Origin of the sequence: Hymenobacter rubidus (assembly GCF_016734815.1) — a bacterium.
GTDB lineage: Bacteria > Bacteroidota > Bacteroidia > Cytophagales > Hymenobacteraceae > Hymenobacter > Hymenobacter rubidus.
Genome location: NZ_JAERQF010000019.1, coordinates 58,386 through 82,351 on the forward strand (window position 1 = coordinate 58,386; position 23,966 = coordinate 82,351).

General features: G+C 60.0%; 15 protein-coding genes and 1 other RNA gene. 14 read left to right on the forward strand and 2 right to left on the reverse strand.

All coding sequences use genetic code 11. The features are described 5' to 3' along the window. Window positions 1–308 precede the first annotated feature (308 nt). Window positions 309–681: a transfer-messenger RNA gene (ssrA, locus tag JKL48_RS13760) on the forward strand. Window positions 682–872: 191 nt separating this feature from the next. On the opposite strand, the gene JKL48_RS13765 is transcribed toward ssrA, so the two are convergent. Both JKL48_RS13765 and JKL48_RS13770 read right to left on the reverse strand, forming a co-directional pair. Beyond that, window positions 873–1,616 (reverse strand): sterol desaturase family protein, encoded by a 744-nt coding sequence (locus tag JKL48_RS13765; RefSeq protein ID WP_201983424.1) that lies wholly within the window; start codon window positions 1,614–1,616, stop codon window positions 873–875. A 42-nt stretch (window positions 1,617–1,658) separates the two neighbouring features. Continuing rightward, window positions 1,659–2,726, reverse strand: coding sequence for a fatty acid desaturase family protein (locus tag JKL48_RS13770; protein WP_201983427.1), 1,068 nt, complete (start codon window positions 2,724–2,726; stop codon window positions 1,659–1,661). A 314-nt stretch (window positions 2,727–3,040) separates the two neighbouring features. Here JKL48_RS13770 and JKL48_RS13775 point away from each other — a divergent pair, with 314 nt between their 5' ends. The 13 genes from JKL48_RS13775 (at window position 3,041) to JKL48_RS13835 (ending at window position 23,883) form a co-directional block, all read left to right on the forward strand. Further along, on the forward strand, window positions 3,041–4,042 hold the full coding sequence (locus JKL48_RS13775; RefSeq protein ID WP_201983430.1) for a helix-turn-helix domain-containing protein: 1,002 nt from the start codon (window positions 3,041–3,043) through the stop codon (window positions 4,040–4,042). A 325-nt stretch (window positions 4,043–4,367) separates the two neighbouring features. Beyond that, window positions 4,368–5,441 carry a 1,2-phenylacetyl-CoA epoxidase subunit PaaE gene (gene paaE / locus JKL48_RS13780; protein ID WP_201983432.1) on the forward strand — a complete coding sequence of 358 codons (1,074 nt, stop codon included), beginning with the start codon at window positions 4,368–4,370 and terminating at the stop codon, window positions 5,439–5,441. 158 nt (window positions 5,442–5,599) lie between these two features. After that, complete coding sequence (paaA, locus tag JKL48_RS13785; RefSeq protein WP_201983434.1) at window positions 5,600–6,556, forward strand: 1,2-phenylacetyl-CoA epoxidase subunit PaaA; 957 nt, start codon at window positions 5,600–5,602, stop codon at window positions 6,554–6,556. A 152-nt stretch (window positions 6,557–6,708) separates the two neighbouring features. Then, window positions 6,709–6,996 carry a 1,2-phenylacetyl-CoA epoxidase subunit PaaB gene (gene paaB / locus JKL48_RS13790; protein WP_201983437.1) on the forward strand — a complete coding sequence of 96 codons (288 nt, stop codon included), beginning with the start codon at window positions 6,709–6,711 and terminating at the stop codon, window positions 6,994–6,996. A 5-nt stretch (window positions 6,997–7,001) separates the two neighbouring features. Next, the gene (gene paaC / locus JKL48_RS13795) at window positions 7,002–7,799 is read left to right on the forward strand and encodes a 1,2-phenylacetyl-CoA epoxidase subunit PaaC (protein ID WP_201983441.1); all 798 of its coding nucleotides are present in this window, start codon (window positions 7,002–7,004) and stop codon (window positions 7,797–7,799) included. Further along, window positions 7,793–8,308 carry a 1,2-phenylacetyl-CoA epoxidase subunit PaaD gene (gene paaD / locus JKL48_RS13800; RefSeq protein ID WP_201983443.1) on the forward strand — a complete coding sequence of 172 codons (516 nt, stop codon included), beginning with the start codon at window positions 7,793–7,795 and terminating at the stop codon, window positions 8,306–8,308. The genes paaC and paaD overlap by 7 nt, the downstream gene beginning before the upstream one ends. A gap of 89 nt (window positions 8,309–8,397) precedes the next feature. Beyond that, the gene (locus JKL48_RS13805; protein ID WP_201983445.1) at window positions 8,398–9,552 is read left to right on the forward strand and encodes a 3-hydroxyacyl-CoA dehydrogenase NAD-binding domain-containing protein; all 1,155 of its coding nucleotides are present in this window, start codon (window positions 8,398–8,400) and stop codon (window positions 9,550–9,552) included. A 187-nt stretch (window positions 9,553–9,739) separates the two neighbouring features. After that, window positions 9,740–11,803, forward strand: a complete 2,064-nt coding sequence (gene paaZ / locus JKL48_RS13810) for a phenylacetic acid degradation bifunctional protein PaaZ (RefSeq protein ID WP_201983447.1) — start codon at window positions 9,740–9,742, stop codon at window positions 11,801–11,803. 169 nt (window positions 11,804–11,972) lie between these two features. After that, a complete protein-coding gene (locus JKL48_RS13815) occupies window positions 11,973–14,741 on the forward strand; it encodes a substrate-binding domain-containing protein (protein ID WP_201983460.1) in 2,769 nt (922 codons plus the stop codon). A 255-nt stretch (window positions 14,742–14,996) separates the two neighbouring features. Then, a complete protein-coding gene (locus JKL48_RS13820; RefSeq protein WP_201983461.1) occupies window positions 14,997–18,185 on the forward strand; it encodes a SusC/RagA family TonB-linked outer membrane protein in 3,189 nt (1,062 codons plus the stop codon). Between the two features lie 180 nt (window positions 18,186–18,365). Then, window positions 18,366–20,090, forward strand: coding sequence for a RagB/SusD family nutrient uptake outer membrane protein (locus tag JKL48_RS13825; RefSeq protein ID WP_201983462.1), 1,725 nt, complete (start codon window positions 18,366–18,368; stop codon window positions 20,088–20,090). A gap of 153 nt (window positions 20,091–20,243) precedes the next feature. Further along, complete coding sequence (locus JKL48_RS13830; RefSeq protein WP_201983463.1) at window positions 20,244–21,563, forward strand: sugar porter family MFS transporter; 1,320 nt, start codon at window positions 20,244–20,246, stop codon at window positions 21,561–21,563. Between the two features lie 187 nt (window positions 21,564–21,750). After that, complete coding sequence (locus tag JKL48_RS13835) at window positions 21,751–23,883, forward strand: alpha-galactosidase (RefSeq protein WP_236668797.1); 2,133 nt, start codon at window positions 21,751–21,753, stop codon at window positions 23,881–23,883. The last annotated feature ends 83 nt before the right edge of the window (window positions 23,884–23,966 follow it).

Genomic DNA, 23,966 nt, shown 5'->3' on the forward strand with positions numbered 1-23,966 from the left:
GTTCTGTCTACAAAGTTACCCAGAAACGGGCGGCTTTGGAAGCGGTTTGCCCCTCATCTGTCATCCTGAGCGCAGCGAAGGACCTTATCACGCTGGCACAGTTAGAAGTAGAAAATCAGCCTGCTTTTCGCATTAAACAAGAGTGCCGTTCAGCATCGTTCATCCGTGAGAAGGTCCTTCGCTGCGCTCAGGATGACAGGCGTGAAAAGGAAACCTTCCCTCTTGCCTTGGCGTTTCTACCCCGAACCGCGTACCTTCGCGGCCCGCTTGGCATTAATCGGACTTGTGGGACTCGTTCTTTACCATTTGGGGATGACCGGAATTGACAGCTTGCGCAAATTGCGGGTAAGCGTGCCAGGAGTTGATGGAAGCTCTCCTGTCAAAAAATCTATCAACAATCAACTGGCGACTATTCGTACGCCATGGCTGCCTAGTTCAGAATTAGGTAATTGCCATCGTTCCGCCCGGGTAAGTTTCTACACCTGGGAGTTCGGAGCGTCGTAAGTAGAAAATAGCCTTCGGGGAGCTGTGACCCGGGGGCGAAACCCAACTGCAGCTAAGGGAAGCTCAAGGGCCTGACTGACGCCTGGGCTTCTTCGAAAATTCAAGTCTGGATACGCACGTAGAAAGCACGTTGATTTCCTTGTCTGGACCAGGGTTCGAATCCCTGCATCTCCACTTTAAACCCCGTTTGCGGCAAGCAGGCGGGGTTTTTCGGTTTTCAAGGGGCGGTATATGAGACACGTCATCACACCCTGCACGACTCGCTATGTGATGAGGTGGTCTGGGCAAGGCGGGCAGCAGAAGGTCGTAAACCAACTAAGCGATAAGCCACCGCCGGGGTTCATCGGCTAAAACCGGCGAGGCGCTATTTATAAACGGCGGCGCGCTGGTGGCTCGGCTTGCGCGGTGTTCATCCACCGGTCCCAGTGTGTGAAGTAATACCCGTAGTTTTTGGTGAAGAGCTGGTGGTGCAGGTTGTGGTGCGTGGCCGACGAGAGCAACCTGCCCCAGAAGCTGGACCGTTTTGTTTGCGGCACAAACTCGAAGCCTAAGTGCCCTACAATGTTGCTCAACAGCACTACCCCAAGGAAACCAGCAAACACATAAATGTGCAGCGGAAACACCAGAATGAGCGGAAACACTACGGCCCCTTCCAGCAGCGCCTCCACTGGATGAAAGGCATATGCGGCCCAGGGCGTGGGATTGGTGGAGCGGTGGTGCACGGTGTGCACGTGCCGGTAAAGCCAGCGCGTGTGCAGCAACCGATGCGTCCAATAAAAATACGTGTCGTGCAGCACCAGCACCAGCCCGCCCGACAGGCTCAGGTAGGCCCACCCGTGCTGGCGCACATCGGTATATAAGGTGGTGTGGCCTCGGGTATAAAGCCAGTACACCAGCACGCCGAGCAACGCAAAAATGTAGGCCGTGGAGCTGGAATAAACCAACTCGTGTCGGATTTGGTCGGCCTTAGGCGACCGGGGCTGAATTTTGAACCGCTGCAAGCCCGGTAGCCCGGGCCGGTAACACAGCGCGTAGCTCAGCCCGGCCAGCACCGCATAGCGCGCAAAGGCCAGCACCACCAGCGCCAATACAATGTTTCCTTCGTGTTCCATGAGGCAGAGAAGTAACCGGTGCAACAAGAAGCCCGCCGAACGTTAGCAGGAACTCAGTTTTTTGAGCAGTCGGAAATGCGACCCCAGGGCCCCAAATAGGGAATTGTGCCGGTAGCGCAAGCCGAACTCCTGCGCCGTGGCTCGCACCAGCTTGGTGATGGCCGGATAGTGCACATGACAATAGCGGGGAAATAGGTGGTGGGCTACATGATGATTGAGGCCGCTAAAGAGGAAGCTGACGAGGCGCGAGTCGGGGCTGTAGTCGTCGGTGGTGCGCAGTTGGTGTTCGCCCCAACTGCAGTCCATGAGGCCGTCGGCGTTGGGCACGGCAAACACCGAGTCTTCTACGGCGTGGTTGGCCAGCAGGGCAAACATGGCCACCACCCCCGAACCCAGGTGCATGCACACAAACCCCAGCCCAATGTGCCAGAACGGCACCGGCAGCACCGCAGCCGGCACCACCAGCAGGTAGAACAGGTAAAAGGCTTTGCTGGCAACTAGCGTGAGCCAATGCACCGCAGCGTGGTGCGCCGTGGCCGTCCCAATCTTCGCGCGCCGGTAGTAGCTAAAGTCCCGAAACAGTACCCAGAACAAGATGTAGAATGGGTAGAGCACCCGCATGTACCAGTGCTGGAGCCGGTGTCTGGCGCGGGAAGTGGTGAAGGGTGTGACGCGCACCAGGGAGCTTTGCTCCAGGTCGATGTCCAGGCCCGGGATGTTGGTGTAGGCATGGTGCGACACGGTGTGCTTATACTTATACATGTAGCCGTCGCCCCCCACCAGGTTGGCAAAGTGTAGCAGCACCGCATTGACCCACGGGCGAGCCGAGAATACGCCATGTGCTGCATCGTGCACCATGCTCATGGCCGCCAGCAGCAGGCAAACGCCCATTAGAAACCACATCGCCAAAAACAAGAATAATGGCATGGTTACCAGCAGAATAATGCCGTAGCTGAGGCCGAACGACCCCGCAAAAAAGGCCGCCTTCCACCGCGCCTCCGGCGTGGCGTAGCGCGGAATTCCTTCCTGTGCAAAGTAGGCCTGCACCCGGCTTTTTAGGGTGTGGTAAAATCCATCGGATGGTTCGGGCTGAAAGCGAATACTGGCCATGACTGTAGCAGGAAAAAGGTGAAAGCAAGAATGAGAAAAGCAAGCATCGCACGGGCACCACTGCGGCACCAGCCACTGGCCCACGCTGTGACGCAGGCATTTACCCAACTTCGGAAAGCTACCGCCCGGCCTTGCGCATCCCTAATTGACTGCTACCGGCGTCCATTTTTATTTCCGCTGGTGCTGCGCCAAAACTGCTATTGCAAAGGTTCGGGCCGCAGGCTTGCCTACTGCAAAGTCAGATTGAAGAGCTTGTGGCAATAATTACTACTTGCTCAAGGAAGCATCGTAATTATTACTAGCTTGCTTTCTGTATGGAAACGCCCGATGCCCAGATTCGCTTCCTTCAGCAAGTCAAAGCCCAGTTGCTGCCTCACCAGTCGCTGGTGGAAGAAATAGCCGACGTGCTGGGCCTAAGCACCGATAGCGCCTATCGGCGCATTAGAGGCGAGAAGCCGCTGGACCTGCCCGAAGTGCAGAAAATAGGCGCCCGGTTTCGAGTGTCTATCGACCAATATCTTTTTCCGCAAACCGAGGGCATCCTCTTCACAGGGCGGCAGCCCTTGCAGCAGGACCACGCTCTGGAGCGGTGGCTGCAGGACGTAGAAAATCAGCTAACGCTGGTAAACCGCTTTCTCGACTCGCATATCTACTTCATCATCAAGGACATTCCTTTGTTCTACCATTTCCAGATACCGGAGTTGGCCGAATTTAAGTTTTTCTTCTGGATGAAGTCCATTCTCCACGACGACCAGTTGCGTGGGGTCAAGTTTCGGTTGGGTGATGCCCGGTACAGCCATCTGCACGTGGCCTGCCAGCGCATCATCAAGCTCTATACCCAAGTGGCCACCACCGAAATCTGGAACGTGGAAAGCCTAAACAGCGCCCTACGCCAAATTCAATTTTACCACGAGTCCGGCAACTTTGCATCTGATGATGACGTGCGCCTGCTGTACGCCAAAGTAAGTGAGTTGCTCGACTACGTAGAGACGCAAGCCGAGCACGGCGTCAAGTGCATCCTGAGTCAGGTCCCTGCCTCCACCGCCCCGCCCTACCGCCTGTTTGTGAACGAGTTGATACTAGGCGACAACACGTTTGCCGCCGAACTGGGCAATACCCGCATCACCTTTCTCAACCACAGTGTGCTGTATTTTGTGGGCACCCGCGACGAGGGATTCAACGACTTCATGTTTGCTCACCTATCCAACCTTATGAAGAAATCGACCCTCATCAGCGGCACTGGCGAAAAAGAGCGAACCCAGTTTTTCAACAGCTTGCGCCGCAACCTGCACACCCACGCGCTAGCCCTACGCTAAGGACGTACTATCGCTGCTGTGCTTGTTCCACGTTGGGCAATGGTGGTCCACAGCCAACCCATTTCAGCGTAATTGTCTCAACAAGAGTGAAAGTTGCCACTTCTGCAAAACGAACAGTCGTTAGTTTTTTTGCGGGAATGTATTACTTTTGCCATTACTTTCACCCCTTCTTTTCCCACCCGTCAACTCTCCGCCTGCGCTTGACAGGCACCGCTTCCATAATTCCGGAGCTGTGGTGCTGATGCAACGCAAGAGGCACTGGCCGCGCCGACAGCATTTTGAAATCGAGCGCGCCTGCTTCTAAAAGCCAGAGCCGAGTTCCCACATGAGCAGGTTCCACAAACTCAAAATCAAGAACATCCGCCGCGAAACGCCCGATTGCGTTTCCCTGGCCTTTGAGGTGCCGGCCGAACTGCGCGAGGCTTTCCGCTACACCCCTGGGCAGTACCTGACCCTGCGCCGTGAGCACCAAGGCGAAGATTTGCGGCGGTCCTACTCCATTTGCAGCAGCCCGTTGGACGAGGAGTGGCGTGTGGCCATCAAGAAAGTGCCCGAGGGGCGCTTCTCGGCCCTGGCTGTGGATGGCCTGCACGTGGGCGACACGCTAGAGGTGATGCCGCCGCAGGGCCGTTTCACCGCTACGCTGCACCCTTCGCATGCCAAGAGCTATGCATTGTTTGCAGCGGGCAGCGGCATCACGCCCATTCTGAGCATCGTCAAAACGATATTGCTGACCGAGCCGGGCAGCCAGGTGTACTTGGTGTACGGCAACCGGGGGCGCAACTCCATTATTTTCAAGGAAGCCATTGAGGGGATGAAGAATAAATTCCTTGACCGGCTGAGCGTGTTCCACATCCTGAGCCGCGAGCAGGGCGACAGCGACCTGTTTTTTGGCCGCCTCGACCAGGCCAAGACGGCGCAGCTACTTGAGAAAGTGCTGCCGGCTTCGTTGCTCGATGAATGCTTCATCTGCGGGCCGGAGGAAATGATTCACGGCGTGCGCGCCGCTCTAGGCGAAGCTGGCGTAGCACCCGAGAAAATTCACTTCGAGCTCTTCACCGCTGCCAACGGGGCCAAGGCCAAAGCCGCCGTGCAGCGACCAGTGGGCGACGACGACCAGAAAAGCCTGGTGACCCTGCGCCTCGACGGCCGCGCCTACTTGCTGGATATGTCGTACTACGGCGATACCGTGCTCGATGCCGCGCTGGCCGCCGGGGTTGATGCGCCGTATTCCTGCAAAAACGGCATGTGCAGCACCTGTCGGGCCCGCGTCACGGCCGGCACCGCCGCCATGGACGTAAACTACTCGCTTTCGGAAACGGAAGTGGCCAAAGGCTACGTTCTGACTTGTCAGGCCCGGCCAACTTCGGCCGAGGTTACCGTTGATTTTGACCATTGATGCGTTATTTAAGAACGTCCTGCTGAGCGCAGTCGAAGCATCTCGCTCGCTTCGTTGACCGATTGATATACTGCTGCACGCGAGATGCTTCGACTGCGCTCAGCAGGACGCTGTTTTTTTATCCCTAGAATACACCCGCAACCCACTCATTCAGTCCCATGGAAACCCTCGAAAAAGTCCTCACCCCAGAAGAGCAGTTTCAGGCCCGCATCGACGCGGATATCCGCATCGAGCCCAAGGACTGGATGCCGGATGCTTACCGCAAAACACTGATTCGTCAGATTTCGCAGCACGCGCACTCGGAGCTGGTGGGCATGCTGCCGGAAGGCAACTGGATTACGCGGGCGCCTTCGCTCAAACGCAAATCCATTTTGTTGGCCAAAGTGCAGGATGAAGCCGGCCACGGCCTCTACCTCTACAGCGCCGCCGAAACCCTTGGGACTACCCGCGACCAGATGCTGGCCGACCTGCACTCCGGCAAGGCCAAATACAGCAGCATTTTCAACTACCCCACCCTGAGCTGGGCCGACATGGGCTGCGTGGGCTGGCTGGTGGATGGCGCCGCGATTCTGAACCAGGTGCCGCTGTGCCGTACCAGCTACGGGCCGTATGCACGGGCCATGGTGCGGGTATGCAAGGAGGAAAGCTTCCACCAGCGCCAGGGTTTCGAGATTATGCAGACGCTGTGCGAAGGCGCTCCTGAGCAGAAAGCCATGGCGCAAGAGGCCCTCAACCGCTGGTGGTGGCCCACGCTGATGATGTTTGGCCCGAAAGACGAAGACTCGCCCAACACGGCCCAAAGCATGAACTGGCGCATCAAGCGCTTCACCAACGACGAGCTACGCCAGAAATTCGTGGACATGATGGTGCCCCAGGCCGAATTCCTGGGCCTGACCGTGCCCGACGAAAAAGTGAAGTGGAACGAGGAGCGCCAAGCCTACGATTTTGGCGAAGTGAACTGGGACGAGTTCTGGTCGGTGGTGAAGGGCAACGGGCTGTGCAACCACGAGCGCCTGCAAGCGCGGGTGCAAGCCCACGAGGAAGGCGCCTGGGTGCGCGAGGCCGCCAACGCCCACGCTGCCAAGCGCGCGGCGCGGGAAGCGGTAGCGGCGTAGGTTTTGGCGAGTAACAAAGGAAAAAGAACGTCATGCTGAGCGCAGCCGAAGCATCTCGCGTGCAGCAGTACATCAATCGGTCAACGAAGCGAGCGAGATGCTTCGACTACGCTCAGCATGACCGTTCTTTTTGACAACGAACAAAAAGCAAAATGAATCAATCCGAATGGCCTCTTTGGGAGGTGTTTATCCGTAGCAAGCAGGGGCTTGACCACAAGCACGTCGGCAGCTTGCACGCCGCCGATGCCACCATGGCCGTGCAAAACGCCCGCGACGTGTACACCCGCCGCCTCGAAGGCGTGAGCATTTGGGTAGTCGAGTCGAAGCACATTCACGCTTCGAATCCCGACGACGCCGATGCCTTCTTCGACCCGGCGGCGGATAAAGTGTACCGCCACCCCACGTTCTACGAGGTGCCGGATTCTATCAAACACATGTAACTTCCATGCTCACGCAAGACCTTTCCGGCACCAAAGCCGCTGCTGCCACTGAGCCGTCGCTGCTGTTTCCGTACGTGTTGCAGCTGGCCGACACCAGCCTGATTCTGGCGCACCGCCTCTCCGAATGGTGCGGCCACGGCCCCATTCTGGAGCAGGATTTGGCCATGGCCAACATTGCGCTGGACCTGCTGGGCGAGGCCCGTAGCTACTACCAATACGCCGCCGAACTTGAAGGCCAGGGCCGTACCGAGGACGACCTAGCTTACTTGCGCAGCGCCGTGGAATACCGCAACCCGCTGCTGGTGGAGCAGCCCAATGGCGACTTTGCGCACACCATTCTGCGGCAATTTCTGTTCGACAACTTCCATTACCACTTGCTGCGAAAGCTGAAAGACGGGCCCGATGCGCAGTTGGCCGCCATTGCCGAGAAGTCGGTAAAAGAGGCTGCGTATCACCTCAAATGGAGCTCGGAATGGGTAATTCGCCTCGGCGATGGCACGGATGAGAGCCGGAAGCGGCTGGACAAAGCCATTGCCACGCTCTGGCGCTTTGCGGGCGAGCTGACCACGCCTACGGCTGCTGAAACAGCCCTGCAGGAAATTGGCGTGCTGCCCGATTACGCTACCCTGCTGCCGGAGATGCAGGCACACACCGAACACGTATTCGCCGAAGCCAACGTGCCACTGCCCACGGCTGTTTTTGCGCAGTTGGGGGGCAAAACCGGCCGCCACTCCGAGCACCTCGGTTACCTGCTGTCGGAGCTGCAATACATGCAACGCACCTATCCCGGCCTGACGTGGTAATCCCCGCAACTTCAGCCCCGACCGAAGCTCGTATCTGGCAACTGCTGGAAGAAGTGAGCGACCCCGAAGTGCCAGTGCTCAGCATCCTGGACCTGGGCATCGTGCGCGGGGTGGCGGTGGAAGGCGATAAAATTACCGTGACCATTACGCCCACTTACTCGGGCTGTCCGGCTATGAACACCATTGCCACCGACATTCGGCTGCGGCTGCTGGCCGAAGGCTACACCCACCTCACCATCCACAACCAGCTCAGCCCGGCCTGGACCACCGACTGGATGAGCCAGGCCGGCCGCGAGAAATTGGAAGCTTATGGCATCGCCCCACCCGTGGACGGTACCGCCACGGGTCACATGCTCAATTTATTTGGCAAAGACACAGCCGTACGCTGCCCCATCTGCAAGTCGGAGCACACGCATTTGGTCAGCCAGTTCGGTTCCACGGCCTGCAAAGCGCATTACCAATGCGACGACTGCCTGGAGCCGTTCGATTATTTCAAATGCCACAATTGAGGTGAAGTCAAGCACCTGTAAAACGTCCTGCTGAGCGGAGGCGCAGCAGGACGACCTCCCCGGCCTAAAAACTCACCATTTCACCAAGTATGACCATTGGAATTATCGGCAGCGGCGCTATGGGTGCGGGCATTGCGCAAGTGGTGGCCGTGGCCGGGCACGAAGTGTACCTGCTCGACCAAAGCGCTACCGCTTTAGAACGCGCTACGGCCGGCATTGCCAGCAACCTGCGCAAGCTGGCCGAGAAGGGTAAAATGCCACAGGAGGCGGCTGAGGCGGCCGTAGCTCGGCTGCATCCCACCACCAATATGCAGGATTTTGCGGGCTGCGGGCTGGTGCTCGAAGCCATTGTGGAAGAGCTAGCGGTGAAGCAAAAGGTGTTTCGGCAGGTGGAAGCCGTGGTGGCGGCGGACTGCATTTTGGCCAGCAATACGTCGTCGTTGTCTATTGCCTCCATTGCCGCCGCGTGCAAGCGGCCGGAGCGTTTCGTTGGCACTCACTTCTTCAATCCGGCCCCGCTCATGGCGCTGGTGGAAGTCATTCCGGCTGTGCAGACGCGGGACGGTTTGGCCGAAGAAGTGCGGGATTTGGTGCAAAGCTGGGGCAAGCTGCCGGTGCTCACCAAAGACACGCCGGGCTTCATCGTGAACCGCGTGGCGCGGCCCTTCTACGGTGAGGCTATCCGCTTGCTGGAAGAAGGTGTAGCCGACATGGCTACCATCGACTGGGCCCTAACCGAACTGGGCGGCTTCCGCATGGGCCCGTTTGCGCTGATGGATTTCATCGGCCACGACGTGAATTACCGCGTCACGGAATCCGTCTTCACCGCCTTCTTTTTCGACCCGCGCTTCAAGCCCTCTTTCACCCAAAAGCGCCTGTTCGAGGCCGGCTACTACGGCCGCAAATCGGGCCGCGGCTTCTATAACTACACCCCCGGCACCACTCTACCCGAGCCCATCCGCGACGAAGCCCTGGGCCACCAAATCCTCACCCGCGTGCTGGCCATGCTCATCAACGAAGCCGTGGATGCGCTAGCTCTCAACGTGGCCTCAAAAGAAGACTTGGAACTGGCCATGACTAAGGGTGTGAACTACCCCAAGGGTCTGCTGGCCTGGGCCGATGAGCTGGGCCCGGCCCAGGTGCTGACCACGCTCGATGCGCTGTACGACGAATACCACGAGGACCGGTACCGCGCCAGCCCGCTGCTGCGCCGCACGGTACGCAATGGCCGTAGCTTTTTGTAGAGTATCATTGAAGGTCATGCAGAGCGCAGCGAAGCATCTCGCTTGCAATCACTAATTACTCGCGTGCCACCACTAATTAACTGATTACTACCCCACGCGAGATGCTTCGCTGCGCTCTGCATGACGAAATAGCTCCCACTTCACCCTTTTACTAGCGCAAGCGGCAGCGTGCGCTACCTTCCCGCCCATGACGCCCACCCTCGAAAATTACACCCTCGGCCGCTGGACTGCCGGCGCCACCGCTCCCCAGGAACTGCTCGACGCCAGCACCGGCGAAGTCATTGCCCTGGCCAATACCGAAGGCTTCGACTTTGCCGCCATTCTCGACTACGGCCGCCGCGTGGGCAACCCGGCGCTGCGCAAAATGACCTTTCACGAACGCGGGCGCATGCTGAAAGCGCTGGCGTTCCACTTGCAGGAAAAGAAGGAAATTTTCTACGAGTTGAGCTACCGCTCGGGCGCTACGCGGGCCGACTCGTGGGTGGATATTGAGGGCGGCATCGGCAATCTGTTTGCCAATGCCTCGCTGCGCCGCAAGTTTCCCGACAAGCCGTTTTACGTGGAAGGCGAGCCGGTGGGCCTGAGCAAGGGCGGCACTTTCATGGCGCAGCACCTGCTGGTGCCGCGCGAAGGCGTGGCCGTGCACATCAACGCCTACAACTTCCCGGTGTGGGGCATGCTAGAAAAAATTGCGGTGAACCTGCTGGCCGGCATGCCCGCCGTGGTGAAGCCCGCCGTGCCCTCGGCTTACCTCACCGAGGCCGTGGTGCGCGAAATCATTGCCTCCGGCATTCTGCCCGAAGGCGCGTTGCAGCTGGTAGTCGGCACCGGCCAGGGCCTGCTCGACCACGTCACCTACCAGGACGTAGTGACCTTCACCGGCTCGGCCGCCACCGGGCGCAAACTGCGGGCCCACCCGCGCATAGTTGAAGAAGCGGTGCCGTTTACCATGGAGGCCGACTCGTTAAACGCCGCCGTGCTGGGGCTGGACACCAAACCCGGCACGCCGGAGTTCGACCTGTTTGTGAAGGAAGTACGCAAGGAAATGACCGGCAAGTCGGGCCAGAAGTGCACGGCCATTCGCCGCATCATCGTGCCCGAAAACGTGCTGGAAGACGTGCAGATTGCGCTGGGCAAGCTCCTGAAGCAAACTACCATTGGCCACCCGCTGGCCGAAGGCGTGCGTATGGGCGCGCTGGCCGGCCGCGAGCAGCTGCAGCGCCTGCGCGAGCAGGTTCAGCACCTCGCCCAAAACACGCCCATCGTGTACGGCGACCTCGAAAATGTGGAAATTTTGGGCAAAGAGCGTGGCGCGCATGCTGAGAAGGGCGCGTTCTGCTCACCCATTTTGCTGCTCAACTCCGAGCCTTTCCGCCACCTCGACTCGCACGAAATCGAAGCCTTCGGGCCGGTGGCTACGCTGATGCCCTACCGCGACACCGACGAGGCCGTGAAACTGGTGAACATGGGCAAAGGCTCGCTGGTGTGCTCCATTGCCACCAACGACCCGCGCACGGCCCAGGACTTTGTACTGGGCGCGGCCACCAACCACGGCCGCATCCTGGTCATCAACGAGGAGATGGCCAAAGAAAGCACCGGGCACGGCTCGCCGCTGCCGCAGCTCATCCACGGCGGGCCGGGCCGGGCGGGCGGCGGTCAGGAAATGGGCGGCATCAGGGGCGTGGAGCATTTCATGCAGCGCGTGGCCCTGCAAGGCTCGCCCAGCATGATTACGGCCATCACGGAAGTGTACCAGCCCAAAGCCCGGCAGATTGAGAAGGACAAGCATCCTTTCCAGCACTATTTCGAGGAACTGGAAATCGGGCAGACCTACGTGACGCACAAGCACACCGTAACGGAGGCCGACATTGCCAGCTTCGCCCAAGTGTCGGGCGATAATTTCTACGCCCACGTCGACGCTACCTCGCTGGAAGGCACGCTCTTCACCGGCCGTGTGGCCCACGGCTACTACATTCTGAGCAAGGCCGCCGGCATGTTTGTGGACCCGCGCAAGGGCCCGGTTTTGTTGAACTACGGTCTGGACGAATGCCGTTTCACCAAGCCCGTGTACCCCGGCACCACCATCGGCGTGACGCTGACGGTAAAGGAAAAAATTGGCCAGGAAAAACGCGATGCCGAGGACGTGGCCAAAGGCATTGTACGCTGGTACGTGGAAGTGACTGACCAAACCAGCGAAACCGTGGCCGTGGCCACCATTCTGACGATGGTGAAAAAGAAAGACCAGGGGTAGCCCCAATGTTGGTTCGTTGTAGGGGCGAGGACTGCCTTCGCCCGTGCGTTCGCGCCGTCATTATGATTCCGTGCAACGACGGGCGGGGACAGGCCCCGCCCCTACATCCAACGACCGGAAACGTTGCCGGAAAGCTTCGCATTTTCCGGCCGGGCGCTACCTTCAAGCCATGAAGCGTGTTGCTCAGCTTTTTTGCGTACTACTCTGCTACGGATGGTGGACAAACCTGGCCCTGGCGGCCGCCCCGCCGCATTACCGCATCGGCTTTTCGCAGTGCACCAACGGCGACGCCTGGCGCCTGGCTATGCTGGCCGGCATGAAAAAGGAGCTGAGCTTCTACCCCGAAGTCAGCTTTCGGATGAAGGACGCCCGCTACAGCAGTGCCCTGCAGAAGCAGCAAATTCAGGAATTTCTGCACGAAGGCATTGACTTGCTGATAGTATCGGCCAACGAAGCCGAGCCGGTGACGCCCATCATCGAAGAAGTGTACAACCGAGGCATTCCGGTGGTTATTCTGGACCGGCGCACCACTTCGCAGCTCTATACGGCCTACGTAGGCGGCAATAACGTGGAAGTAGGCCAGACCGCCGGCGGCTACGCGGCCAACCTGCTCGGGGAGCACGGCCAGGTGCTGGAGATATTGGGCGCGCCCGGTTCCTCGCCGGCCGTGGACCGGCACCGCGGCTTTGCCAAAGCGCTGGCCGCCTATCCCGGCATGCACTTGGTGGCGCAGGTGAACAGCAACTGGGAGCGGCCGTCGGTGCTGGAGCGCCTGCCCGCCGTGCTACGCGACCATCCCGAAGTAGACCTGATTTTTGCGCATAACGACCGGCTGGCCTTGGGCGCCTACCAAGTATGCAAGGAATTGGGCCGGCAGCGCCGCGTCAAAATCATTGGGGTGGACGGGCTACCGGGCAGCCGCGGCGGCATCCAACTGGTACAGGACGGCATCATCACGGCCACGCTGCTCTATTCTCCGGGCGGGGAGGAGGCCATTCGCACGGCCATGCGCATCCTGACCAAGCAGCCTTTTGCGAAGGAGAACATCCTCAGCACGATGGTTATCGACTCGACCAACGTGCTGACGGTGAAGATGCAAACCGAGAAGCTGGCCAGTCAGCAGCAGGATATTCAGCGGCAGCAGCAGCTGTTGCAACAGCAGCGCGACACCTACGCCAGCCAGCAAACCGTGTTGTATGTGCTGGCGGCAGCGCTGCTGCTGGTAGCCGGACTGGGGCTGCTGGCGTGGCGGGCGCTGCGGGCCAACCGCCGCATCACCCGCGTACTGGCCGGGCAGAACGAGGAAATCCGCTCGCAACGCAACCAGATTCAAGAGTTTGCCGAGCGTGCTAAGGTGGAAACGGAGGCCAAGCTGCGCTTCTTCACCAACTTCTCGCACGAGCTGCGCACGCCGCTCACGCTCATTCTGGGGCCGGTAGAGGAAATGCTAACCAGCAGCGCCGATTTCACCGCTCCGCAGCGGCACGACCTGAGTCTGGTGCGCCGCAACGCCCAACGCCTGCTCCGGCTGGTGAACCAGCTCATGGATTTTCGCAAAATCGACGTGGGCAAGATGCCCGTGCGTGCAACCGAAGGCAACCTCGTGGCCTTCGTGCGCGAAATCCTCGATTCCTTCGAAAAGCCAGCCCGGCAGAAGGGCGTGACACTCCGCTTCCTGCCCGCCGAGCCAGTGGTGAATTTGCCCTTCGACGTGAATATTCTGGATAAGGTGTTCTTCAACCTGCTGGCTAATGCCTTGAAATTCACGCCGGAGCGCGGGCAAATTACTGTCAGTATTCAGCCGCTGCCAGCCGAGGGCAGTGTGCGGGTGAGTGTGGAAGATACCGGGCGCGGCATCAGCGAAAAAGACCGGGCACACATCTTCGAGTGGTTCTACCAGGGGCAGCAGCCGGGCGTGCAGGGCTCGGGCATGGGGCTGGCCTTGGCGCTGGGGCTCACGCGCTTGCACATGGGCCAGCTGGCGTTTACGAGCCAGGCAGGGCAAGGCAGCACCTTTGTGGTGACGCTGCCGCTCACGTTGCCGGCCGGGCTGCTAGCGTCAGTAGCGCAACCCGCCCTGCCAGGGCTGGTGCAGGAAGAACCCACGGCCGTAGCCACCGCGGCTGACGAAGCGGCCGAAGCTGGCTTTGCCACAGGCGAGGGGCGCGATGCGTTGGTCCTCATCATCGAAGACAACGCGGAAGTCAACGCCTTTCTGGCCCAGAAGCTGCGGCCGCACTTCCAGGTGCGCACGGCTACCGATGGCGCGGCCGGCCTGCGCTTGGCCGCCGAGCTGATTCCCGACCTGATTGTGAGCGACGTGATGATGCCGGAAGTCAGCGGCATCGAGTTGGTGGCGCAGCTGAAGGGCGACTGGCGCACTTCGCACATTCCGGTGGTGCTGCTCACGGCCCAAGGCGCGCCCGAGCAACAGGTGGAAGGCGTGCAGGCGGGCGCCGACCTTTACCTCACCAAGCCCTTCAACCCCACTTTTCTGCTCGAAAGCCTGCGCACCCTGCTCGGCAACCGGGAGCGGCAGCGCGAGCATTTCCGCCGCGAGCTGAGCGTGGACACCGCCACCGTGGCCCCGGCCCAGCGCGTCGACCAGAAATTCCTGGCCGACTTCACCGCCATTGTAGAAGCCAACCTGGAGCGGGCCGACCTGAGCGTGGAGGACGTGGCCCGCAGCCTGGGCATCTCGCGGGTGCAGCTCTACCGCAAGGTGAAGGCTGTGCTCGGCACCAGCCCGACGGACTTTGTGCAGAGCATTCGCCTCACCAAAGCCCGGCAGCTTTTGCTCGACGACTCCCTCACTATTGCCGAGGTAGCCTACCAACTGGGCTTCAATTCGCCCTCCTATTTCTCTACCAGCTTCAAGGGGCGTTACCAGATTTCACCGTCCGAGTATCGGGCCCTGCACATCGCGCCGGTAGGCTGAACGGATAGTGAAAGTGAGGTAACCTGAGTGTAACCGGGCTGAACGCCCCAAACGTTTGCTATGGGTTAAGATGCTGTAAATCAAAGTTAAAATTATAATTCTGGCAGTGAACGGATAGTTAACGCTTTTGAGAGGATTGAGCAAGCCCGCCGGGGCTGGCTGCCGGAAATTTGGACCATAAATCAACCCGCCGCTCTTGGCAGCCGGGAGCCGTTTCGGTCTTTTTTCCTGCTTTTCACTCCCACTCAAAAACGCATGAACACACTGCTACATTCTCTTCCGCAGGCAGCGCTGGTGGCGCTGCTCGCCGGCGGTCCGGCCCTGGCAGCCAGCCCGGCCGAGCCCGGCCACGCCGCCGGAACGTTCGCCCATCCGGCCCTGGCCGACCGGCCCGTTACGGGCCGCGTGACCGATGATAAAGGCGAGGGCCTGCCCGGCGTGACCGTGCTGGTGAAGGGCACCAACCTGGGCACCAACACCGACATGGACGGCAAGTTCAGCATCAACGTGCCGGAAGGGGCAACGCTGGTTTTCTCTTTCGTGGGCTATAAAACGAAGGAGGTGCCGGTGGGCAGCGAAAGCACCGTAGCCGCCCAACTGGTGACCGACGCCGCCGCACTCGATGAGGTGGTGGTGACCGGCTACCAGGTGCAGCGCAAGGCCGATTTGACCGGCGCCGTGTCGGTTATCAAGTCGGACGAGGTGCGGGATTTGCCGTCGTCGAACCCGGTGAAAAACCTACAGGGCCGGGTGCCGGGCGTGAGCATCACCACAGACGGCTCGCCGGCTGGCAACTCGACGGTACGAATTCGCGGCATCGGTACGCTGGGCAACAACGACCCACTGTACGTAATTGACGGCATCCCGACCCGCGAGGGCATCGGCCAGATTAACCAGAACGACATCGAGAGCATTCAGGTGCTGAAAGATGCCTCGTCGGCCAGCATCTACGGCTCGCGGGCTTCTAACGGGGTGATTATCATCACGACTAAGAAAGCAAAGAAGGGCGTAACGAAGGTTGATTTCTCGACTTTCCTGACGGTGCAGACGCCGGGGCCGCACATCAAAATGCTGAACACCCTGGACTACGGCCGGGTGTATGGGCAGGCAGCCATCAACGATGGCATCACGCCGAACCTGCCGTTCTACAACTTCCAGACGCATACCGGGGCCAACGGCAAGCCGGTGCTGGATGGCGTGACGGTGCCCGAGTTTATTGACGCGGCCCGCACGATGCGCTCGGCCGATACGGACTGGTTTTCGGAAATTCAGCGCAACGCCGTGTTGCAGTCGTACAACCTGAATATCAGCAACGGCGGCGAGCGCGGCGGGGTGCTGTTTTCGGTGAACTACTACGACAACAAGGGCATCATCAAGACCTCGGAATACAACCGCTGGACGGCCCGTTTGAACTCGGATTACAACTTCTTCAACGGCCGGCTGAAGATTGGTCAGAACCTGACGGTGGCCAAAACCCAGGAAACCATCCTGCCCACCAACGACCCCAACACGCCGGGCATCAACTTCATCCGCGACCGGGCCAGCCAGCTGCCGAGCATCGTGCCGGTGCACACCGTGGACGGCGTGGGCTGGGGCGGGCCGGTGTCGGGCATCTCGGACCGCGACAACCCGGTGCGCCTGCTCGAAGACAATAAGCAGAACATGGCCAACACCGGCCGGGCCTTCGGCAACGCCTTCGCCGACCTGGAAGTGGTGAAAAATCTGCACTTGCGCACCAGCTTCGGCATCGACTACAGCCTGTACCGCTACCGCGAAATCTACAAGACCTACACCGCCGGCTACCTCTCCGAAGCCAACAACCGCGTGACCGTCAACGACCGGTTCTACGGCAACTGGGTGCTGCAAAACACGCTGAACTACAACCTGAACTTCGGCGGCGGCAAGCACCAACTCGATTTCCTGCTCGGCAACGAACGCATCGGTTACTACGACGAGAGCAGCTACGCTTCACGCACCAACTTCGCCAGCGAAAGCCTCGACTACGCCTACCTCGACGCCGGCACGCTGAACAAGGACAACGGCGGCTCGGCCACGGCCTTCCGCCTGGCCTCGTACTTCGCCAAGGTCAACTACTCGTTCAACGACAAGTACTTGCTGAGCGGCACGGTGCGGCGCGACGGCTCGTCGCGCTTCGGCACAAACAATCAGTTCGGTATTTTCCCGGCCGTGTCGGGCGGCTGGCGCATCTCGGAAGAGGCGTTTATTAAGGACAACGCGCCACAGATTTCGGACCTGAAGCTGCGCGCCGGCTGGGGCCAGACCGGCAACCAGGACATTGCCAACTTCGCCTCGCGCGGCCTCTACCAGTCGCTGCTCGGCACGCTGGACCCCAACTTCACCACCGACAAAGGCACGGCCTACGACATCTACGGCACCAACAGCAACCTGCCCTCGGGCTACCGCCGCATTCAACAGGCCAATCCGAATTTGAAGTGGGAAACCACCACGCAAACCAATCTGGGCCTGGACTTTGGCTTCCTGGACAACAAGATTTCCGGTACGATTGACTACTTCATCAAGAACAGCACCGACATTCTGGTGAACCTGCCGTACCCCGCCGTGGTGGGCGAGGGCGGCGACAAGTTTGTGAACGGCGCTTCGCTGCGAAACAAGGGCTGGGAATTCCTGCTCGCCTACCAGAACAAGCTGGCTAATGGCTTGACTTACAACATTGCCGCCAACCTCTCGACCTACCGCAACGAGGTGACTTACCTGCCCGATGAGGTGATTAACGCCTACGGTGGCAACGGCCAGGACGTGACGCGCCTGGGCCACTCCATCAACGCGGTGTACGGCTACGTGGCCGACGGCCTGTTCCAGAACGCTGGCGAGGTGAGCGGCGCACCCACCCAGGTGGGCGCCGCCCCCGGCCGCATCCGCTACAAAGACCTGAACGGCGACGGTAAAATCGACAACTTCGACCAGACTTGGATTACCGAAGCAGTGCCCAACTACAGCTACGGTCTGAACGTGGGTGCCAACTACAAAGGCTTTGATTTACAGATGTTCTTCCAGGGTGTGCAGGGGCTGAATGCCTACAATAACATCAAGTTCCGCACCGATTTCGCGGGCCTGGCGGCGGGCGAAAACTGGGGCCAGCGCACCCTCGATGCCTGGACGCCGACCAACACCGGCTCGACCATCCCGGCCGTGTCGCTCATCAACAACAACGCCGAAAACCGCTCCTCGACCTACTTCATCGAGAATGCTTCCTACATGAAGCTGCGCAACCTGCAACTGGGCTATTCGCTGCCCAACACGCTGGTGGAGAAGGTGAAGCTACAGGGCATTCGGGTGTATGTGCAGGCCCAGAACGTGTTCACCATCAAGAGCAAGGAGTACACCGCGCCCGACCCGGAAGTGACCAACTACCAGTACCCGATTCCGCGGATTTTCACGACTGGTTTGAACGTCACTTTCTAACGAGGCACCGCCTGACGCCGGAACCTCACCCCCGGCCCCTCTCCTCTGGGAGAGGGGAGCCGGACGATTGCAGACGAAAAACCATACGCCCGCGCCGCCGTGGCTCCCCTCTCCTGGGGAGAGGGGCCGGGGGTGAGGTTAGCCGCCTGAACATCTCCCCACCTAAGCCTTCAAATTCCCATGAAATTCTTTAAACTCACCGCCTTATCCCTGGGCCTGCTTACCCTCTCCGTCGGCTGCTCCGACAAGGATTTTCTGAACGTAGACCCCAAAGGCACGCTCACCGACGAGCAACTCAACACCCCGACCAATATTGATAAACAGGTAATTGCGACTTACTCGCAGCTTGGCAACGACGTGTTCTACTGCCCCTACTCGTCGATGTGGCCCTATGGCAACATCCGCTCGGGCGATGCCTACAAGGGTGGTGGCGGCACGGCCGACGTGGACGGCTTCCACTTCTACGAAACCTTCTCCTTCAACCGCGTCGACAACGGTAACACCAACGACTTATGGACGTTATTGTTCATCGGTGTATCGCGGGCCAACGACGCCCTGCGCCGCCTCAATACGGTGGACGCCAGCACCATGCCCACCAAGGCCATCCGGCAGGGCGAGGCGCGCTTCCTACGTGGGCACTTCTATTTCCTGCTGAAAGAAGTGTTCAAGTTCGTGCCCTACATCGACGAGACGGTGCCGGTGGACCAGTACAACACCATCTCGAACACGGCCCTGAGCAACGATGCGCTGTGGAGCAAGATTGCCGACGACTTCCGCTTCGGCGCGGCCAACCTGCCGGTGACGCAGCCCGAAGTGGGCCGCGCGACCAAAGGGGCAGCGCAGGCTTACTTAGCTAAAACGCTGCTGTACCAGGCTTACAACCAAAGCGCTACCAATGCCGTGACGAGCATCGACGCGGCCAAGCTGCAGGAAGTGGTGGCGCTGGTGGACCAGATTGCTGCATCCGGCAAGTTTTCGCTGAACAACGATTTCGCCACCAACTTCCTCACCACGGGTGATAACGGGCCGGAGTCGGTGTTTCAGATTCAGTTTTCGCGCAACGACGGCACCGCCAAGGGCCGCACCCAGCGCGGCAACGAGTTGAACTATCCGATGAACCCCGACTACGGCTGCTGCTCCTTCCACCAGCCCAGCCAGAACCTGGTCAACGCTTTCAAAACCGATGCCCAGGGCCTGCCGCGCTTCAACGATTTCAACACCTCGGGCGACCTGACCACGGCCGCCGATTTCCTGGCCAACCCCGTCGACCCGCGCCTCGACCACACAGTAGCCATTGTGGGCCACCCGTTTAAGTACGACCCCAGCTTCGTGTTCCAGCAGTCGTGGGTGCGTGTGCCGCAGGTGTACGGCTACAACCTGTCGATGAAAGAGGCCGTGCTGCCCACCGACCCGAGCTTCCAGAAAAACCCGCCCTTCATGAGCACCTCGAAGAACTGGAACATCATCCGCTACGCCGATGTGCTGCTTTGGAAAGCCGAAGCCCTGATTGAGCTGAACCGCGCCAGCGAGGCCCTGCCCATCATCAACCAGATTCGGACCCGTGCCCAAAACAGTACCGCTATGCTGAAGCAGGCCAACGGCGCAGCCACCTCTAACTACCGCATCGGCCAGTATCCGGCTTCCGTCTGGACGCAGGCCTACGCCCGCCAGGCCCTGCGCTACGAGCGCCGCATGGAGTTCGCCATGGAAGGCTTCCGCTTCTTCGACCTCGTGCGCTGGGGCATCGCCGACTCGTTCCTGAACACCTATTTCACCCAGGAAAAAACCAAGCGCCAGTACCTGCAGGATGCCCGCTTCACGGCCGGCCGCGACGAGTACCTGCCCATTCCGCTCACCCAGATTAACCTGAGCCGCGGCCTGTACAAGCAGAACAACGGCTGGTAGGAATTGATAGGAAACCTTCGACAAATAAGAACGTCATGCTGAGCGCAGCCGAAGCATCTCGCGTGTGGTAGTAATTCAATCGCATTGATTAGTGATGGCACGCGAGATGCTTCGGCTGCGCTCAGCATGACGTTCCTGTTTACTTCAGTTACAATGAAAAATAACGTCTTCTTCTGGTCCATCGTGGTAGCGCTGGGCGGGTTCCTGTTCGGCTTCGATACGGCCGTGATTTCGGGGGCCGAGAAAGCCATCCAGCAGGTGTGGGGCCTCAGCGCCTGGGAGCACGGCTTCACCATCTCCATCGCCTTGATTGGCACGGTGATAGGTGCCATTTTCGGCGGCATTCCCTCCGATGCGCTGGGTCGCCGCCGCACCCTGAGCTGGATTGCGGTGCTCTACCTGGTGTCGGCGGTGGGGGCGGCGCTGTCGCCGGCCTGGGTACCGTTTATGATTTTCCGCTTTTTGGGCGGGCTGGGCGTGGGCGCGTCGTCGGTCACGGCGCCGCTGTACATCTCCGAAGTGTCGCCGCCCGAGTCGCGGGGCCGCATGGTGGGCATGTTCCAGTTCAACGTGGTGTTCGGCATCCTGGCCGCGTATCTGTCTAACTACCTGCTGAAAAACATCGGACCCGATGCCTGGCGCTGGATGCTGGGTGTGCAGGCGGTGCCCGCCATTGCCTTCTTCCTGCTGCTGTTCCGCATTCCCGAAAGCCCCCGCTGGCTGCTCCGCCAAAACCGCGTCGCCGAAGCCCGCGCCGTATTCGAGCGCATCGACCCGGCCACGGCCGAGCAAAACGTGCAAACCATCTTGGTCGCCAACGCCGCCGAGGAAGGCCCCGGTGAGTCGCTGTGGGCGCCGCAGTACCGCCGCCCGGTGATGCTGGCGGTACTTTTCGCCATGTTCAACCAACTGGCTGGCATCAATGCCATCATCTACTACGCGCCACGCATTTTCGAAATGACGGGGCTGGGGCAGGACACGGCGTTGCTGTCGTCGGCGGGCATCGGGCTGGTCAATTTCATCTTCACCTTGCTGGGTGTCAACATCATCGACCGGTTTGGGCGGCGCAAGTTGATGCTGGTGGGCTCTTTCGGGCTTATTGCCACGCTGGCGCTGGTGGCGCGGGCATTCTACACGCAGGAGTTCGGCGGCATGCTGGTACCGGTGCTGCTGTTCGTGTACATCGGCTTTTTCGCTTTCTCGCAGGGGGCGGTTATCTGGGTGTTTATTTCCGAGATTTTCCCCTCAGCGGTGCGGGCCAAAGGGCAGGCGCTGGGCAGCTCCACGCACTGGGTGATGGCGGCGGCCATTGCCTTCACCTTCCCCTATTTCGCCGAGAAGCTGGGCGGCGGCAACACCTTTGCCTTCTTCGCGGCCATGATGGTGCTGCAGCTGCTCTACGTGCTGAAGCTGATGCCCGAGACGAAGGGCACCACGCTGGAAGCAGCCGATAAGGCACTGGTGCTGCACTAGTTGCAGTAAGCACGAAATAGCACGTCATGCTGAGCGCAGTCGAAGCATCTCTACTGCTTCGTAGCAAAAGCATTGATTAGTTGCGCAGTAGAGATGCTTCGACTGCGCTCAGCATGACGTGCTGGTTTTACTTGCCATTCCCACCCAATAAATGCTCCGACTGCTCCTCTTTCTTAGTTGCCTCGCGATGACTACTATTGCCGGCATGGCCCAAACCGCGCCCGGCACCAGCATTGTCATCGAAACCGACCACACCAGCCTAGTGTTGACCGTGGGCGACCAGCAGCGCCTGTACCAGACCTATCTGGGCCAGCGCCTGAGCCCGGTCGACCAGAGCCGCTTGCCCGTGAGCACGCAGCAGGCCTACGTGCCATCGGGGCTGGATAACCTGTTCGAGCCGGCCATTCGGATGGTGCACAACGATGGGAATCCTTCGCTGGAGCTGCGCTACAAGAGCCACAAAACCGATGCGCTGGCGCAGGGCCAAATCCACACGGCCATCGAACTGCGCGACCCGAAATACCCCGTGGAAGTAACGCTGCATTTCAGCGCCTACCCGGCCGAAGACCTCATCAAAACCTGGATGGAGGTGCGTCACCACGAGAAGAAGCCGGTGGTGTTGAGCCGCTTCGCCTCAGCCATGCTGCATTTTGAAGCGCCGCACTACTGGCTCACGCAGTTCCACGGCGACTGGGCTGAAGAGGTGCGCCAGCAGGAAGCCGAGTTGACCAGCGGCATCAAAATCATCGACAGCAAGCTGGGCAGCCGGGCCCAGATGTACCAGTCGCCCATGTTCCTGCTGGGCCTCGATAAGCAGGCCACCGAAACCACCGGCGACGTACTGGCCGGCACGCTGGCGTGGTCGGGCAATTTCCAGTTTTCGTTTGAGCTGGATAACCGCAACGCCCTGCGGATGATGGCGGGCATGAACCCCTTCGCCTCCGAATATACTCTGAAACCCGACGAGAAGTTCGAAACGCCGGCCTTCATCTTTACCTACAGCCACCAGGGCAAAGGACTGGCCTCGCGCAATTTGCACCGCTGGGCGCGGCAATACGGCGTGCTCGATGGCACCAAGGAGCGCCTCACGCTGCTCAACAACTGGGAGGCCACGTTCTTCGATTTCAACGAGCAAAAGCTCGATGCGCTGATTGGCGACGCGGGCAAGCTGGGCGTCGATTTATTTCTGCTCGACGACGGTTGGTTTGGCAACAAATACCCGCGCAACACCGACAGCACCAGCCTCGGCGACTGGCAGGTGGCCAAATCGAAGCTGCCCAACGGCCTCGGCCATCTGGTGCAAACGGCCACCAAAGCCGGCGTGAAATTCGGCATCTGGATTGAGCCCGAAATGGTGAACCCGAAGAGCGAGCTATACGCCAAGCACCCCGACTGGATTCTGAAATTGCCCAACCGCCCCGAGCACTACTACCGCCAGCAGCTGGTGCTGGACCTCACCAATCCGAAGGTGCAGGACTTCGTGTATGGCGTGGTGGATGAACTGTTTACCAGCAACCCGCAGCTGGCCTACATTAAGTGGGACTGCAACCGGATGATGACCAACGCCTACTCGCAGTACCTAGGCCGCGACCAGTCGCACCTCTACATCGACTACGTGCGCGGGCTCTACAAAGTGTTTGGGCGGATGCGCCAAAAGTACCCGCATGTGCCCATGATGCTCTGCTCCGGCGGCGGCGGCCGGGCCGACTACGGCGCCATGCCCTACTTCACCGAATTCTGGCTTTCGGACAACACCGATGCCTACGAGCGGGTTTTCATCCAGTGGGGCTATTCGCAGTTCTTCCCCAGCATTGCCATGTCGGCACACGTCACGAGCTGGAATAAGCAGCAGAGCCTGAAATTCCGCACCGATGTGGCCATGATGGGCCGCCTGGGCTACGACATTCGGGTGGAGGAAATGACGGCCGACGAGCTGACATTCAGCCAGCAGGCCGTGCGGGAATACAAACGCCTGAGCGACGTCATCTGGCACGGCGACCTGTACCGGCTGGCCTCGCCCTACGAGGGCAACCGCGCCGTCTCGATGTTCGTGAACCCAACCCAAACCCAGGCCGTGGTCTTCGCCTACAACCTGCACCTGCGCACCGGCGAGGAGCTTGGGCGGGTGCGCCTGCAGGGCCTCGACCCCGCCCGCCAGTACCGCGTACAGGAAATCAACCTCATGCCCGGCGCGAAATCCAACCTCCCTGAGAACAATCAAACTTACTCCGGCGATTACCTGATGAAAGTGGGCGTGCTGGCCTCGGGGCCAAATCCGGCCGCGCTGACCAGCAAAGTGCTGGAGCTGACGGCGCAGTAACTATCTGCCTGCGCTACCGGAAAACCTCACCCACGGCCCCTCTCCAAAAAAGAGGGGAGCCTGACGAATTTCGTCAGAAGCTG